This is a genomic window from Streptomyces sp. ISL-43 (assembly GCF_018614195.1).
GTDB lineage: Bacteria > Actinomycetota > Actinomycetes > Streptomycetales > Streptomycetaceae > Streptomyces.
Genome location: NZ_JAGGOT010000082.1, coordinates 1 through 15,383, shown reverse-complemented (window position 1 = coordinate 15,383; position 15,383 = coordinate 1). Strand labels below are relative to the sequence as shown.

Below are 15,383 nucleotides of genomic sequence, written 5' to 3'. Positions count from 1 at the left end.
TGGGGCTTTGATGGGTGCCGGGGGGCGTCCCGGGGGATGGCCGGGGGGTGAGAGTCCGAGGGGCGGCCTGGTCGGCAGTGCCCGTCTGTGGCGTTGAGGCGCGTCAGATCGCTACACAGTCCCTCTCGGCTTAGCATCTGCGGCCCGTCTGTGGCCCTTGCCGGACACAAGCGGGGCGCCGGATACCGGATCGACCGGATCGGTGATCCGCGATGAGAGCGGTGCTCCGATCCGAGCGCACCCGTCTCACCGCCCTCTACGGCTCTCTGCTGCTCCTCGCCGGCGGCGGACTGATCGCCCTGATCAACATCCTGCTCCGCAACGGCCTCTACACCCGCATCAGCGGTGCCGTCATGACCACCACGCCGAACTTCGAGGGCACCCCGCCGCCCGCGATCGAGGGCCGGCAGACGCCCGTCCCCGCCCAGCCGTTCGACCCCGGCATCACCCCGACACCCCAGCAGATCGAGCAGTGGAGGACCACCCGCAACCTGTCCATCGCCGTGGAACGGGCCACCCTCCACGAACTGCTCGTCGTCTCCTTCGTCGCCCTCGCCGTCTTCGCCGTCATCTCCATCTGGCTCGCCTGGTGGATGGCCGGCCGCGTGCTGCGCCCCGTCGGCGTGATCACCGAGACCGCCCGCCGCCTCTCCGGCGCCAACCTCCACGAGCGGATCGGCCTCCAGGCCCCGCCCGGCGAACTCAAGCGGCTGGCCGACACCTTCGACGGGATGCTCGACCGGATGGAGGACCTGGTCGGCGCGCAGCGCCGGTTCGCCGCGAACGCCGCCCACGAGCTGCGCACCCCGCTCGCCGTCCAGCGGGCGGCCGCCGAGATCGGGCTGGCCGGGAACCCGCCGCCGGAGAAGGTGGCCCGGATCCGGTCCAAGCTCATCGACGTCGTGGATTCCGGCCAGCACCTCATCGAGTCGCTGCTCCTGCTCGCGGTCTCGGAGGAGGGCCTGGAGGCGACCGAGCCGGTGGACCTGGCGGAGCTCGCGGCCGCCGAGCCGGCGGGCGCCGAGGGGTCGGCCCCCGAGGACCTGACCCTCGTACGGGACCTCGCGCCGCTGACCGTCACGGGCGACCGGACGCTCCTGGGGCACTTGGTGCGGAACCTGCTGGCCAATGCCGTACGTCACAACCGCGCGGGCGGCCGCGTGGAAGTGGCGACCTCCGGAGAGGGGGTGCTGACGGTGTCCAACACCGGCCCGGTGATAGACCCGCAGGACGTTCCACGGCTGCTGGAGCCGTTCCGGCGGCGGGCGGAACGGCAGCACACGGCGGGCGAGGGCGCCGGGTTGGGGCTCTCCATCGTCGCGTCGATCGCGCGGGCGCACGGCGCCGAGCTGACGGCGCGGGCCAATCCGAGGCCGGGGGGCGGGCTGACGGTCCGGGTCTGGTTCCCGGCGGCGTCACCGGCGGAGGAAACGCCCGGGAGTTTGACCGGTCAACAAATTTGAAGATCGGCTGTGTACGGTCGGGTCAATGAGCAAGCACGCCCGAGCCGGCTCCCGAACGTCCCGTCCGCCCCGCCGCTCCCGCGCCGGCGGCGCGCGCCGCGCGGCCCGCGACTCCCGCGGCCCGCGCCCGCTCGCGGCGGTGGCCGCCCTCGGCCTGCTCGGCTTCGGCGCCGGCTGGGTGTACCTCGCGCACTATCCGCCGGCCAACGCCGCCGCGCAGGCCGTGGCCGACGCCCGGCCGCCGGCCGTCGGCCGCGCCGCGCGCGGAGTCGAGCGCGACGGCCTCCAGGGCCTGCCCGGGATCAGCGAGCAGACCCGCGCGAAGATCCCCGCGGACTCCCGGCAGCTGGTCCTCGTCACCGGCAAGGCGGCGGACTCCTCGGAGTCCACCGCGGCCCTGTACACGCGCCCGGCGGCCGGGGCCGACTGGGCGAAGAGCGACAGCTGGCCCGCACGCAACGGGGCCAAGGGCTGGTCCACCGAGCGGACGTACGGGGACCTGACCTCCCCCGAGGGCGTGTTCGCGCTGACCGACGCGGGCGGGCTGCTGCCGAAGCCGCCGGGCACGAAGTTCCCGTACGACCAGGACGGTTCCTTCGTGGCCACGGGGCGCGGGGTGAACGGCGAGTCCCTGCGGGGTTCCTTCGACTATGTCGTCGCGATCGACTTCAACCGCAAGGCGGGGGTCAGCCCGCTCGACCCTACGAAGCCGGAGGGCGACCGCAAGGGCGGCAACATCTGGCTCCACGTGGACCACGACGGGCCCTCGCAGGGCTGCGTGGGCATTCCGAAGGAAGCGATGAAGAAGGTCCTGGCGACCCTCGACCCGGCGGCGAAGCCGGTCATCGTGATGGGCCCGCAGGGCTTCTGAGCGCGGGCCCATCGGCAACGGGCCCATCGGCAACGCCATCGGCTACGGGCCCGCCGCCCGCGGGGTTCGCGACCAGCAGGGCGACGTACGCGAGGTCGAAGACGGCGCACAGCAGCCCCAGGCCGAGGATGAACGGCGCGTCCTCGACGACCCCGAAGAGGAAGGTCGGCGCGAGCGTGCCCAGCCATTTGGCGACGGCGATGACGAGCGACTGCCCGCGCCGGCCGCGCCGGCCCGCGTAGAAGGCGATGAACAGTCCGGACATCAGCAGGTTCTGCAGGAACGCCGAGTAGCGGGTCGCGTCGTGCGCGGCGAAGTGGGCGAGGAAGAGCCACTGCACGGCGAAGGCGCTCGTGAAGACCAGCACGCTCCAGAAGGCGAACAGCGGCCGGGTCACGAAGCCGGGCAACTCGGCTCGCCCGTAGCGCAGATACGTGTACAGGATGACGACGTCGGCGACGGCCCACACCACGTTGACGATGCCCTGCGCCGACACTCCGGCCCGGAAATCGTTGACGGCGTACGTCGATTCCCACGCGAAGTTCAGCGCGAGGGCCGCGACCGGCATCGCATACGTCCGGTCCCGCAGCCCCACCCGGATCGCCTCTACGTACACGACGGTCCACGCCACCCCGCTGACCAGGGTCAGAAACAGATCCACGCGCGGCACCCTAGTGGAGCGCTCAGGATCCGCACAGCCCTCTCCGGACTGCCCAGGTCACGGACTCAGGTCCAGGACCCGCACGGCCTCGCCCTCCCACCGCTTCGGCGACGTGGTGGCGATGACGGCCCCCTCGGGGCGGTCGGCCGTGGGCTGCGCCGCGTACTGGCTGTGGGCCGCCGCCCAGGTCTCCTGACGTGCGACGGCCAGGGCAGCCGGCAGGTCCAGGTCCAGGATGGTGATGCCGGGCAGTGCGGCCAGGTGCTCGGCCGTGCCGGGCCGGGCCCGGTCGGCCTCGACGAGCGCGCAGGAGGGGGCGTGCAGAAACCAGCCCGTCTCGGAGTGCGCGCGGTGGATTAGGCGCGACACCAGGACGTTCCCCTGGCTCGCCGCCACCATCGCCGTCTCGTCCAGCACGATGTGGACCTCCGTCACCGGCTCCTCGCTTCGCTCAGGCGCCGGTCGAGTTCGCTGTCCAGGTCCTGCTGCTCGGCGGCAGTGGGGGCATAGCCGTTCCACGTCCGCAATGCGGCACGGGCCCGCTCGGCGCGCGCGGCCCGCTCGTCCGGGGTCAGCAGGGTCTCGGCGAGGCGGGCCAGGTAGGCGCGCAGGGACAACCCGTCGGCGGCTGCTATGGCGGCGAGTCGATCTCTGGCTTCCTTGGGGATGCGGATGTTCGCGTCAGACATGGTCGTGCTCCTCTCCATCTCTCAGGGTACGGGTACGTACCCGTACCCGTACCCGTACCGGCAAGGGTCCGGGTAGATCAGGCTTCCCGCCGACCCCTTGCCTGACGGTCCGTCAGCTACGACGATGGCCCGGCACGGGTATGGCGAATCGGCAGACGAGGACGAGGCGGGTACGGCCCATGGCGCGCGTGTTTCCGGAAGGTCGGCTGGTCTACGGGATGCAGCTCCCGATCCAGTCGCAGAGCACCATCTACGCCGAGCCCTGGGAGGCGACCGCCGGCGCGGCCGATCTCGCCGCGGTCGCGCGGGCGGCCGACCGGGCCGGCTTCGGCTACGTCGCCACCTGCGACCACGTCGCCATCCCGCGCCGCATGGCCGGCCCCATGAGCACCATCTGGTACGACCCGGTGGCCACCCTCTCCTTCCTCGCCGGGATCACCGAGAACGTGCGGCTGCTGAGCCACGTCGCGATCCTCGGCCTGCGCCACCCGCTGCTCAGCGCCAAGCAGTACGCCACCGTGGACCACCTCTCCGGGGGCCGGCTGATCCTCGGCGTCGGGGCCGGGCACGTGCAGGAGGAGTTCGAGGTCCTCGGCGTGGACTTCGCGCGCCGCGGGGCCGTCCTCGACGAGACCCTCGACGCCCTGCGGGCGGCCCTGGGGCCGGAGGAGTACCCGGAGTTCGAGGGCGAGCTGTTCTCCTTCAAGGACCTCGGGCAGCTGCCGCGGCCCATCCAGACCCGGATCCCCGTCTGGGTCGGCGGCTCCTCGCCCGCCGCCGTCCGCCGGGCCGCCGTGCGCGGTGACGGCTGGCTCCCGCAGGGCGACCCGCGCGACAAGCTCCCGGCGCAGATCGCCCGCATCAAGGAGCTCCGCGAGGCGGCCGGGGTCAACGGCCCCATGGAGTTCGGCGCGATCACCGAGGCGCTGTACGTCGGCGAGCCCGGCTGGGACACCGGCCGGCGGACCCTCACCGGCAAGGCGGAGGCGCTCGCCGAGTCGCTGCGCGAGTACAAGGCGCTGGGCATCGACCAGATCCAGGTCCGCTTCCGCAATCGCGACCGGGCCGAACTCATAGACCAGATCACGGCGTTCGGGTCCGAAGTGGGCCCGCTACTCAACGACTAGCCATTTAACTAGCCACTTAGGGGCAACGCATGGGCAAGCTGGACGGGCGCGTCGTCATCATCACCGGTGCGGCGCGCGGCCAGGGCGAGCAGGAGGCCCGCCTCTTCGCCGCCGAGGGCGCCAAGGTGCTCCTCGGCGACGTGCTGGACGAGCAGGGCGCGGCGGTCGCGAAGGACATCGGCGAGGACCGGGCCCGGTACGTACGGATGGACGTGAGCCGGGAGGAGGACTGGGCGGCCGCCGTAGCGGCGGCGAAGGAGGCCTTCGGCCCGGTCGACGGGCTCGTCAACAACGCCGGCATCCTGCGCTTCAACGAGCTGACCGCGACCCCGCTGGAGGAGTTCCAGCAGGTGGTCCAGGTCAACCAGGTCGGCGCCTTCCTCGGCATCAAGACGGTGGCTCCCGAGATCGAGGCGGCCGGCGGCGGCACGATCGTCAACACCTCCTCGTACACGGGCCTGACGGGCATGGCGTACGTCGGCACGTACGCGGCGACGAAGGCGGCGATCCTCGGCCTGACCCGGGTGGCGGCCCTGGAGCTGGCGGCGAAGAACATCCGGGTCAACGCGATGTGTCCGGGCGCCGTGGACACCCCGATGGCCAACCCAGGACTGCTGGACCCGGCCAACATGACCGACGAGGCGCGCGACGCCATGGCGGAGCTCTACAAGCGCGTGGTGCCGATGGGGCGGGTGGGTCAGCCGGAGGAGATAGCGAAGCTGGCGCTGTTCCTGACCAGCGAGGACTCCTCGTACATCACCGGTCAGCCGTTCGTGATCGACGGCGGCTGGATGGCGGGCGTCAGCGTCCTGTGAGCGGCTCCGGGCCCGCTCGGGCCCTGCTCCAGGGCTGCTCCCGGGCCCTTCCCGGCCCGCTCCCGACCTGCCCTCCAGGTTATCTGATGGAGCGTCAGGTATTGACGCTCCCGCCCCAGCGGTGGAACAGTCGTGGCATCGAATCTGACGCAACGTCAGAAACAAAAGGACGGTGAATCCCCTTGGAATTCGGGCTCTTTGTGCAGGGATACGTGCCTGAGGCGCGGTCCAAGGTCGACCCCGAGGCAGAGCACAAGGCGCTGATCGAGGAGACCGAGTACGTCATCCAGGCGGACAAGTCCGGCTTCAAGTACGCCTGGGCCTCCGAGCACCACTTCCTGGAGGAGTACTCGCACCTTTCGGCGAACGAGGTGTTCCTCGGGTACCTCGCCCACGCCACCGAGCGCATCCACCTCGGCTCCGGCATCTTCAACCCCCTCGCCCCGGTCAACCACCCGGTCAAGGTGGCCGAGAAGGTGGCCATGCTCGACCACCTCTCCAAGGGGCGCTTCGAGTTCGGCACCGGCCGCGGCGCCGGCAGCCACGAGATCCTCGGCTTCCTTCCCGGCATCGAGGACATGAACGGCACCAAGGAGATCTGGGAAGAGACCATCGCCGAGTTCCCCAAGATGTTCCTCCAGGAGGAGTACGAGGGGTTCCAGGGCAAGCACTGGTCGCTCCCGCCGCGCAAGATCTTCCCCAAGCCGTACGGCAAGGCCCACCCGGCCATGTGGTACGCCGCCGGCTCCCCCTCCTCGTACGCCATGGCCGCCAAGAAGGGCCTCGGAGTCCTCGGCTTCAGCGTCCAGAAGGTCTCCGACATGGCCTGGGTGCTGGAGCAGTACAAGACCGCGATCCAGGAGGCGAAGGCCATCGGCGCCTTCGTCAACGACAACGTCATGGTCACCTCGACCGCGATCTGCGCCGAGACCCACGACAAGGCCGTCGAGATCGCCGTCAACGCCAACATGAACCGCTTCCAGTCGCTGGTCTTCCGCTACCACGACACCTTCCCGCGGCCCGAGGCGATCCCGGAGTGGCCGGAGATGCTGCCCGAGTACAACGCGGAGATCATCGAGCTCCTGATCGCCGAGGAGCTGCTGATCTGCGGCGACCCGTCCGAGGTCCGCGCGCAGTGCAAGCGCTGGGAGGAGGCCGGCGCCGACCAGCTCTCCTTCGGTCTGCCGACCGGCGTCTCGCCCGAGGACACGATGACCACCATCAAGCTCATCGGCGAGCACGTGATCCCGCACATCGACACCGACCCGGTGCACCGCACCACGCGCTTCCGCGAAGGCGCCTAGGCCCGGACAGGGCCTAGGTCCGGGCGGAGAAGCGGGGGCGGCGCCTTCCCGGACCGCCGCCCCGAACCGGCCCCGGCCGGAGTCATGCCGTGGCTGCGGCCGGCCCGGCGGCCTCCGGTCGGGGCCCTCGGGCGCCCGCCCGTGCGGCGCCGCTGCCGGGGGCTTCGCCCCGGACCCCCGCGCCTCAAACGCCGGCGGGGCTGGATCTGCCCGGCCGCAGAAGGGACGTCATGCTCGACCACCTGATCAAGGGCGCCACCGTCGTGGACGGAACCGGCGCCCCGGCCCGCGTGGCGGACGTCGGGATACGCGACGGCCGGATCGCCGTCATCGGCGCGCCCGGCACCGTCACCGAACCCGCGACGACCAGCGAGGACGCCACCGGCCTCGTGCTGACCCCCGGGTTCATCGACCCGCACACGCACTACGACGCCCAGCTGTTCTGGGACCCGTACGCGACCCCCTCCATGAACCACGGCGTGACCACCGTCGCGGGCGGCAACTGCGGATTCACCCTGGCCCCCCTGAACCCGGCCCGCCCCGAGGACGCCGACTACACCCGCCGCATGATGAGCAAGGTCGAGGGCATGGCCCTCAAGGCCCTCGAAGACGGCGTCGACTGGACCTGGTCCACCTTCGGCGAGTACCTCGACGCCCTCGACGGCCGGATCGCCGTCAACGCCGGCTTCATGGTCGGCCACTGCGCGCTGCGCCGGTACGTGATGGGAGAGGACGCCGTCGGCGGACAGCCGACCGAAGAGCAGATGCAGGCGATGCTCGACCTGTTCCACGACGCCATGAACGCCGGCGCCTGGGGCCTGTCGACCACCCAGTCCTCCACCCACTCCGACGGCTCGGGCGCCCCCGTGGCCTCCCGGCACGCGAAGCCCGCCGAGCTGCTCGCCCTCTCCCAGGCCGTCTCCGAGCACGAGGGCACGCAGCTGGAGGCCATCGTCGCGGGCTGCCTCGACCAGTTCGCGGACGAGGAGATCGACCTCTTCGTCGAGATGAGCGCGGCCGCCGGCCGCCCGCTGAACTGGAACGTCCTCACCATCGACGCCTCCGTCCCCGAGCGCGTGCCGCGCCAGCTCGTCCCGAGCGAGCGCGCCCGCAAGGCGGGCGGCCGCATCATCGCGCTGACCATGCCGATCCTGACGCCCATGAACATGTCGCTCGGCACGTTCTGCGCCCTCAACCTCATCCCCGGCTGGGGCGACGTACTCGCCCTGCCCGTCCCGGAGCGCATCGCCAAGCTGCGCGACGCCGGCGTACGGGCCGAGATGCTGCGCCGCGCCGACAGCAAGGAGGCCGGTGTCTTCCGGCGCCTGGCCAACTTCGGGCGCTACGTCATCGGCGACACCTACAGCGAGGCCAACGAGGGCCTGTCGGGCCGGGTCGTCAACGACATCGCGGCCGAGCGCGGCCAGGACGCCTTCCAGTGCCTGGTGGAGATCTGCGCCAACGACGACCTGCGTACGGTGCTCTGGCCCATGCCGACCGACAACGACCCGGCGAGCTGGACGCTGCGCGCCGAGACCTGGCAGCACGAGGACGTCATGCTCGGCGGCTCCGACGCGGGCGCGCACCTGGACCGCATGTGCGGGGCCCCGTACACGACCCGCTTCCTCGGCGACTGCCTGCGCGGCCGCAAGCTGGTGCCGCTGGAGCAGGCGGTACGGATGCTCACCGACGACCCGGCGCAGCTGTTCGGGCTGCGCGAGCGCGGGCGGATCACCGAGGGCTTCCACGCGGATCTGGTGCTCTTCGACCCGGAGCGGATCGAGGCCGCGCCTGCGACGCTCGTGCACGACCTGCCCGGGGACAGCCCGCGGCTGGACGCACGGGCGATCGGCATCGTGTCGGTGCGCGTCAACGGCGTGGAGACCATCCGCGACGACGAGATCACGGGGGCGATCCCCGGGATCGTGCTCCGGTCGGGCCGGGACACGAGGACGGTGAGCACCCGATGAGCTCAGCACAGCCGCAGAAGCTCTACATCGGCGGCGAGTGGGTCGAGCCGGCCGGCGGCCACTACGAGGTGGTCAACCCGGCGGACGAGTCCGTCGTGGGCCTCGCCCCCGAGGCCTCGCGCGGCCAGGTCGAGGACGCGGCGCGCGCCGCGGCCGCGGCCTTCGCGAGCTGGTCCCGTACGAAGCCGGAGGAGCGGGCCGCGATCCTGGACCGGGCCGCCGACATCATCCAGCGCGAGTACGAGCCCTGGTCGGCCCTCGCCCAGGCCGAGACGGGCGCCCCGACCGGGATCGCGCGCGGCATGCAGGTCGGCGTCGGGGTGACGCGCTTCCGCCGGTACGCGAGGGGCGCGCTGGAGCCGGTGGAGCGCGGGCTGCCGCCGCAGGTCACCGAAGCGGGCCCGATGGGCGCGGCGAGCGTGCTCGGGGCGCTGGAGCTGCGCCAGCCGGTCGGCGTCGTCACCTGCATCACCTCGTACAACAACCCGTGGGCCAACCCGGCGGGCAAGGTCGCCCCGGCGCTGGCCATGGGCAACACGGTGGTGGTGAAGCCGGCCCCGCAGGACCCGCTGTCGGTGTTCCGCATGGCGGACGCGCTGCACGAGGCGGGGGTCCCGGCGGGCGTGGTGAACGTGGTCTCCGGCACCTCGGTGGAGGTCGGCGAGGCGGCCGTGGACTCCCCGGACGTGGACATGGTGTCCTTCACCGGATCCACGGGCGTCGGTCAGTCCATCGCCGAGGTCTGCGGCCGCACGATGAAGCGGCAGCTGATGGAGCTGGGCGGCAAGGGCGCGGCGATCGTCCTGGCGGACGCCGACCTGGACGCGGCGGTGATGGGGATCGGGACGACCTTCTCCTTCTACTCCGGGCAGATCTGCACGGCTCCGACCCGGGTGATCGTGCACCGGTCGGTGTACGAGCAGCTGGTGGAGAAGCTGACGGGCTACCTGGCCTTCATGAAGGTCGGCGATCCGACGGTGCGCGGCACGGTGGTGGGGCCCGTCATCTCCGCGGCACACCGGGACCGCGTGGAGGCGTACATCGAGCTGGGGAAGAAGGAGGGCGCCCGGATCGCCTTCGGCGGCGAGCGCCCGGTCGTCGGGGAGGGTGCTTCCGCGGGCAAGGGCTTCTACGTGGCCCCGACCCTGCTGGTCGACTGCACGAACGACATGCGCGTGGTCCGGGAGGAGATCTTCGGGCCGGTCGTCGTGGTCGTTCCCTTCGACGGAGCCGCCGGAGACGACGACGCGGCGGTGGCGCTGGCCAACGACAGCGACTTCGGGCTGCTGAACTACGTGTGGTCCGGGGACGCGGCGCGCGCCTTCCGCGTGGCGCGGCGGCTGCGGGCGGGCGGGGTCGGCGTGAACACCATCGGGCGGAACATGGAGGCGCCGTTCGGCGGCTTCAAGCGTTCGGGGGTCGGACGGGACGTGGGCTCGTACGCGCTGCACGCCTACAGCGAGATCCAGTCGATCGTATGGACGGGCTGAAGGGCTGAAGGGCTGACGGGCCGGGGGCGAGGGGTCGAGGGGGCCGGGCCGAGGGGGTTCCCCGGCCCGGTCGCCTCAGTTGTCGTTGAAGAAGTCGGTGAGGACGCACCCCTTCACGAGGCCCTCCGCCTTCACGTAGCCGCTGGGGGTTAAGAGGATCGACATGTCCACGGCAAAAAGCTCCACGAGGCGCACCGGGGGGCGGGTCGGAGAAAGTCACACGGGAAAGTTTCGAAACGCCCAAAACGGACATGGCTGCGGTTTCCGCACACCGGAAGGTTGTGTCCGGTGCCTGGTGAATCGCGTATGGATGCCCGAGTGAACCTTGTATTGCGAGTTCATTAAGCATCTTGGGCTCACGGTTCAAAGGTCATCCGGGCCGACGGTATGCGGACTCAAGCCCTCCAGATGTGGAAAACGCAGCGTCTAGCGTCCCTACCCATGACACAGCTGGACGTTCGGCCCCCGGCCGGAGACACGGTAAGCGGCGCCACCCGTGAGGGCGGCGCCGACGGTGATGTCCGCGGCAAGGGCCTGGGCAAGGGCTCCGTCGGCCTCGTGGGAAGCGCCGTCATCGGCATCTCCACCGTCGCCCCCGTCTACTGCCTGACCTCGACCCTCGGCTCCACCACCGGCGAGGTCGGCGTCCAGATGCCGGCCGTCTTCCTGGCCGGCTTCCTGCCGATGCTGCTGGTCGCCTTCGCGTACCGCGAGCTCAACAAGTCCATGCCGGACTGCGGCACCTCCTTCACCTGGACCGTGAAGGCCTTCGGCCCGCGGATCGGCTGGATGTGCGGCTGGGGCCTGGTGATCGCCACGATCATCGTGCTCTCCAACCTGGCCGGCGTGGCCACCTCCTACTTCTGGCTGCTGGCCGGCGAGATCACGGGCAACCCGGCGATCTCCGCCCTGGACGGCAACAAACTCGTCCACATCGCCACCTGCCTCACCCTCATCGCCGTCGCGACCGCCATCAGCTACCGCGGCATGACGGCCACCAAGGGCGTCCAGTACGCGCTGGTCGGCCTCCAGCTCGCCGTCCTCGCCGTCTTCGTCGTCATGGCCTTCCAGAAGGCCTCGGCCGGCACCTTCGACACCGGCCTGGACTTCTCCTGGCAGTGGATGAACCCCTTCGCGGTCGAGTCCATGGCGGCCTTCACCGCCGGACTCTCGCTCTCGATCTTCATGTACTGGGGCTGGGACGCCTGCCTGGCCACCAACGAGGAGACCACCGGCTCCGCCAAGACCCCCGGCCGCGCCTCGCTCATCGCGATGGTCGTCCTGGTCGGCTCCTACCTGGCCACCGGCATCGCCGCCCAGATGGCCGTCGGCTCCGGCACCGCCGGCTTCGGCCTCGGCAACCCGGAGACCTCGGGCAACGTCTTCGCCGCCCTCGCCGGCCCCGTCATGGGCCCGATGCTCGGCATCCTGCTCTTCGTCGCCGTCCTGGCCTCCGCGACCGCCTCCCTGCAGACCACCTTCATCCCGGTGGCCCGCACGGTCCTGGCCATGTCCACGTACGAGGCGCTGCCGCCCTCCTACGCCAAGGTCCACCCGCGCTTCAAGACCCCCGGCCGCGCCACCGTCATGGCGGGCGTCGCGACCGGCGGCTTCTACACCGTGATGACCCTGGTCAGCGAGAACGTCCTCACCGACACGATCTTCGCCCTCGGCCTGATGATCTGCTTCTACTACTCGCTGACGGCCTTCGCCTGCGCCTGGTACTTCCGCGGCGAGCTGCGCCGCTCCACCCGCGACCTGTTCTTCAAGGGCGTCTTCCCGGTCCTCGGCGGCCTGCTGCTCGCCGCCGTCTTCTTCAAGACCCTCTACGACGCCTGGGACCCGTCCTACGGCTCCGGCTCCACCATCCCCGGCCTCGGCGTCGGCAGCGTCTTCGTCATCGGAGTCGGCCTCCTGGCCCTCGGCCTGGTCGTCATGTTCGTCACCGAACGCCGCAGCCCCGCCTTCTTCCGCGGCGAGGTCCTGACGAAGTCCACCCCGGCCCTGGTAGTCGAAGACTGACCCCGCCCCCTCCCCCGCCGTGTCATCCCCGTGGCCCCGGATCGTTCCTCCGATCCGGGGCCACGGGCGTCAAGAGGGCCGCAGGCAGACCGCTGTGTCGGACCGATCGCAGAAGGCGGGCGCCGGCCGATTCGCGGAACGGGCGGGGCCGGGCGGGTGACCGGGGCGCGGGCGGGTCGTTCTGGTCGGTATGAACGCCATCAAGCGCAGCCTCGCCGCCCTCGTCCTGTCCGGGGGAGCGGCCCTCGCACTCACCCCCGCCGTCGCGCACGCCGCCGAGGAGCCCGCCGTCCAGGGACCTCCGATCACCCAGCGCGTCGGCGAGATCGTCGACCACCCCGGCGGCACGATCAAGGACGCGAAGACGGCCGTGGAGGTCACGGCCTCGGCCGCCGGATCCGCCTCGAAGGCCACCGACGCCACGCTCACCGGGGCCGGGACGTCGCTGTCCGCCGGACTGCCGAAGACTCCGAAGGTGGGCGGCTGACGTCAGCCCGCCACGGGCGCCTCGGCCGCCTCGGCGGTACGGGTGACCAGGACCAGCGGGACCTCGCGGCCGCCCGCCCGCGCCGCCGCGTCCCGGTAGGCGGCGTACGAGGGCATCGCGGCCACCACCACCGGCCACAGCCGCTCCGCCTCCGCCGGGGTCGCGGGGCGGGCGGTCGCCGGGAAGGCCGCGACGCCGACCTGGAGCGTGACGGCCGGGTCGGCCGTCAGGTTCAGGTACCAGGCGGGATGGCGCTCGGCCCCCGCGTTCGACGCCGTCAGTACGTACGCGGCCCCGCCGTCGGCCGCCTCCCCGCCGCCGGCCGCCTCCCCGTCCCGTACGTAGGCCAGGGCCGTGCGGCGCAGTACGCCCGAGCGGCGCCCCCGCGTGGTCAGCAGCAGATCGCGGATCCCGGGGCGCGGCACCCCGCCGGTCTCCTCGAAGCGGCGGATGTGGTCGGCGACCCAGGGGTCCGGGCTGTCGGTGGGGGCCGGGGCCGGGGTGCTGGGCCGGGTCCCGGTCATCGGGTCGTCACCCCCGCGTGCGCGCCGTGCACGGTCGGGGCCAGCGCCTCGTCCAGGACCGCCCGCGCGAAGTCCGCGTGCGTGATCCGGTCGCCCGCATCGGCGGCGGCGAAGGCGTAGCCGCCGCCGGAGGGCCCGCCCGCGGCCTCGGCGGCCGCGAAGTCCCCGGCCGGGCTCAGTACCGCCCAGTCCAGCCCCCGCGCCCCGGCGGCCGCCCGCAGGGCCTCGGTGCCGGCGCCGTGGCCGACGTAGAACTCCCGCCACTCCTGCGGGTACCCCGGGGTGTCCATCAGCAGCGCCCCGGACGCCGTCGGCAGCACCGACGCCAGCCCGACCGACACGAGGCGGCGTACGCCGGCCTCCGGCAGGCCCGCCGCGAGGGCGCGGGCGGCCGCCGGGAAGAACTCGCCCGGGACGGTCCCCGCGTCGAACGCCGCCGCCACCGCCACGTCGTGCCCGGCGGCGAGCCGCGCCACGTCCGCCGCCGAGGTGACGTCCCCGTCGGCCCGCCCCGCCTCGGTGACCTCGTGGCCCCGCGCCCGCGCCTCGGCGACGACGGCCCGGCCGACACGGCCCCCTGCGCCGAAGACGACGATCTTCTCGCGTTCGTTCTCCTGGTTCCCCTGATTCGTCATGCCACGGACCCTAGGGGGAGGGCTGGTTACCGATCGGATACCGGCCTACGGTGTGGCTCATGACGCAGACGCCTCCTCCGCCGCCGCCCCTGGACCCGGAGATGTTCGACCCCGTCTGCCCCTCGCCCTTGGTGCCCTTCCGGATCGGCGACAAGTGGGCCTCGCTGATCCTGCGCTGCCTCCAGGACGGCCCCCGCCGCTTCTCGGAACTCAAGGTCCCGCTGCGCGAGATCACCGCCAAGTCCCTGACGCAGTCCCTGCGCGCGCTGGCGCGCGACGGCTTCGTGGCGCGCACCGAGTACGAGGGCCCGGCGCGGCGCGTCGAGTACGCGCTCACCCCGCTCGGGAGGGGACTGCTCGGGCCGCTGGACGCGGCCTGCGAGTGGACGCGGGAACACTGGGACGAACTGCTGGACGCGCAGGAGGCGGGGGCGGCGGGGGCGGCGGTACCGGTCGTGCCGGACGGCTCGCGCTGATCTTCGGGCGGGCCCTCCGGGCCGTGCGGTCGTTGGGCCGAACATGATCCTCTGGCTGCTCAACCACCTCAGTACGTTCTTCCTCGGCGTCGTCCTCGTCGGCGGCTTCGTCGCCCTCGCCATCGGCGGCAGCCTGGCCGCGCGCCGCAGGTTCCCGCAGCTCGTGGGCGGTGAGCACAACGAGATGGTCGGCGTGGCCCTGGGGATGTTCGGCGCGATCTACGGCATCATCCTGGCCTTCGTCGTCGTCACCCTGTGGACGCAGTTGGAGAACACCCAGAACGTCGTCGCGAGCGAGGCCACCGACCTGGCCCTGGTCGTGCGCAGCGCGGAGGTCTTCCCGCCGGCCGAACGCGCCCGCGTGGACCGGGCGGTGGGGGACTACGTCCACGCCGTCGTCGAGGTCCAGTGGCCCCTCATGCGCGAAGGCCGGCCCAGCTACGAGGCCACCGCCGACCAGACGCACGCCATGTACACGGCACTCCAGGCCTACGAGCCCGTCGGCGTCCGCAGCGAGACCTTCTACGGGGAGGCCGCCGGCCGCCTCAACGACATCGCCGCGCAGCGGCGGGCGCGGGTGACGATGGCCGAGACCTCACTGCCGGTCCTGCTGCAAGTCCTCGTGTACGGAGGCGCGCTGGTGATCCTGCCGCTCACCTTCCTCTTCGGACTGCGGAGCCTGAAGATGCAGTTGCTGTTCGTGTCGGCGGTGGCGGGGCTGATCGGCTTCAGCCTGCTGCTGGTGATGGCGCTCGACCGGCCCTTCGCCGGGGACCTGAGCGTGAGCCCGGCCCCGTACAAGGAAGCGGCGCTGGCGCAGTTCTGGCGCTAGCTGTACTGACCCGTGAG

16 protein-coding genes are annotated in these 15,383 nt (G+C 71.9%); 11 read left to right on the top strand and 5 right to left on the bottom strand.

The genetic code is table 11. The features are described 5' to 3' along the window. The first annotated feature begins 212 nt into the window (after window positions 1-212). Window positions 213-1,463, top strand: coding sequence for a HAMP domain-containing sensor histidine kinase (locus J7F03_RS36605; RefSeq protein ID WP_214957280.1), 1,251 nt, complete (start codon window positions 213-215; stop codon window positions 1,461-1,463). A 25-nt stretch (window positions 1,464-1,488) separates the two neighbouring features. Continuing rightward, window positions 1,489-2,334, top strand: a complete 846-nt coding sequence (locus J7F03_RS36600; RefSeq protein WP_251073041.1) for a L,D-transpeptidase family protein — start codon at window positions 1,489-1,491, stop codon at window positions 2,332-2,334. Here J7F03_RS36600 and J7F03_RS36595 read toward each other — a convergent pair. From J7F03_RS36595 to J7F03_RS36585, 3 genes are read right to left on the bottom strand one after another with little or no spacing between them, the layout of a single operon-like run. Then, window positions 2,306-2,995, bottom strand: coding sequence for a hypothetical protein (locus J7F03_RS36595; protein ID WP_214957278.1), 690 nt, complete (start codon window positions 2,993-2,995; stop codon window positions 2,306-2,308). The two genes, J7F03_RS36600 and J7F03_RS36595, sit on opposite strands and share 29 nt — an antisense overlap. 57 nt (window positions 2,996-3,052) lie before the next feature. After that, window positions 3,053-3,394 carry a hypothetical protein gene (locus J7F03_RS36590; protein ID WP_214957283.1) on the bottom strand — a complete coding sequence of 114 codons (342 nt, stop codon included), beginning with the start codon at window positions 3,392-3,394 and terminating at the stop codon, window positions 3,053-3,055. Window positions 3,395-3,426: 32 nt separating this feature from the next. Beyond that, window positions 3,427-3,684, bottom strand: a complete 258-nt coding sequence (locus tag J7F03_RS36585; protein ID WP_214957276.1) for a hypothetical protein — start codon at window positions 3,682-3,684, stop codon at window positions 3,427-3,429. Window positions 3,685-3,863: 179 nt separating this feature from the next. Between J7F03_RS36585 and J7F03_RS36580 the strand changes: the two genes are divergently transcribed. The 7 genes from J7F03_RS36580 (at window position 3,864) to J7F03_RS36550 (ending at window position 12,899) form a co-directional block, all read left to right on the top strand. After that, window positions 3,864-4,811, top strand: a complete 948-nt coding sequence (locus J7F03_RS36580) for an LLM class F420-dependent oxidoreductase (protein ID WP_214957274.1) — start codon at window positions 3,864-3,866, stop codon at window positions 4,809-4,811. Window positions 4,812-4,840: 29 nt separating this feature from the next. Further along, complete coding sequence (locus J7F03_RS36575; protein WP_214957272.1) at window positions 4,841-5,626, top strand: SDR family NAD(P)-dependent oxidoreductase; 786 nt, start codon at window positions 4,841-4,843, stop codon at window positions 5,624-5,626. A gap of 182 nt (window positions 5,627-5,808) precedes the next feature. Beyond that, window positions 5,809-6,930: an LLM class flavin-dependent oxidoreductase gene (locus J7F03_RS36570; protein ID WP_214957270.1), complete on the top strand. Its 1,122-nt coding sequence runs from the start codon at window positions 5,809-5,811 to the stop codon at window positions 6,928-6,930. Between the two features lie 230 nt (window positions 6,931-7,160). After that, the gene (locus tag J7F03_RS36565) at window positions 7,161-8,900 is read left to right on the top strand and encodes an amidohydrolase family protein (protein ID WP_214957267.1); all 1,740 of its coding nucleotides are present in this window, start codon (window positions 7,161-7,163) and stop codon (window positions 8,898-8,900) included. Next, window positions 8,897-10,390: an aldehyde dehydrogenase family protein gene (locus J7F03_RS36560; RefSeq protein ID WP_214957265.1), complete on the top strand. Its 1,494-nt coding sequence runs from the start codon at window positions 8,897-8,899 to the stop codon at window positions 10,388-10,390. The genes J7F03_RS36565 and J7F03_RS36560 overlap by 4 nt, the downstream gene beginning before the upstream one ends. A 441-nt stretch (window positions 10,391-10,831) precedes the next feature. Continuing rightward, complete coding sequence (locus J7F03_RS36555) at window positions 10,832-12,412, top strand: APC family permease (protein WP_214957263.1); 1,581 nt, start codon at window positions 10,832-10,834, stop codon at window positions 12,410-12,412. A gap of 190 nt (window positions 12,413-12,602) precedes the next feature. Further along, window positions 12,603-12,899 carry a hypothetical protein gene (locus J7F03_RS36550; protein ID WP_214957260.1) on the top strand — a complete coding sequence of 99 codons (297 nt, stop codon included), beginning with the start codon at window positions 12,603-12,605 and terminating at the stop codon, window positions 12,897-12,899. A gap of 2 nt (window positions 12,900-12,901) precedes the next feature. Here J7F03_RS36550 and J7F03_RS36545 read toward each other — a convergent pair whose 3' ends face one another. After that, window positions 12,902-13,423, bottom strand: a complete 522-nt coding sequence (locus J7F03_RS36545) for a nitroreductase/quinone reductase family protein (protein WP_214957258.1) — start codon at window positions 13,421-13,423, stop codon at window positions 12,902-12,904. Then, window positions 13,420-14,058 (bottom strand): NAD(P)-dependent oxidoreductase, encoded by a 639-nt coding sequence (locus J7F03_RS36540; protein WP_214957256.1) that lies wholly within the window; start codon window positions 14,056-14,058, stop codon window positions 13,420-13,422. Before J7F03_RS36540 ends, J7F03_RS36545 begins: the two co-directional genes overlap by 4 nt. Before the next feature lie 59 nt (window positions 14,059-14,117). On the opposite strand from J7F03_RS36540, the gene J7F03_RS36535 reads away from it, so the two are divergent. Further along, window positions 14,118-14,534, top strand: a complete 417-nt coding sequence (locus J7F03_RS36535; RefSeq protein ID WP_214957254.1) for a helix-turn-helix domain-containing protein — start codon at window positions 14,118-14,120, stop codon at window positions 14,532-14,534. 43 nt (window positions 14,535-14,577) lie between these two features. After that, entirely contained in the window at window positions 14,578-15,366 is a 789-nt protein-coding gene (locus J7F03_RS36530) for a DUF4239 domain-containing protein (RefSeq protein ID WP_214957251.1), read from the top strand. Window positions 15,367-15,383 lie beyond the last annotated feature (17 nt).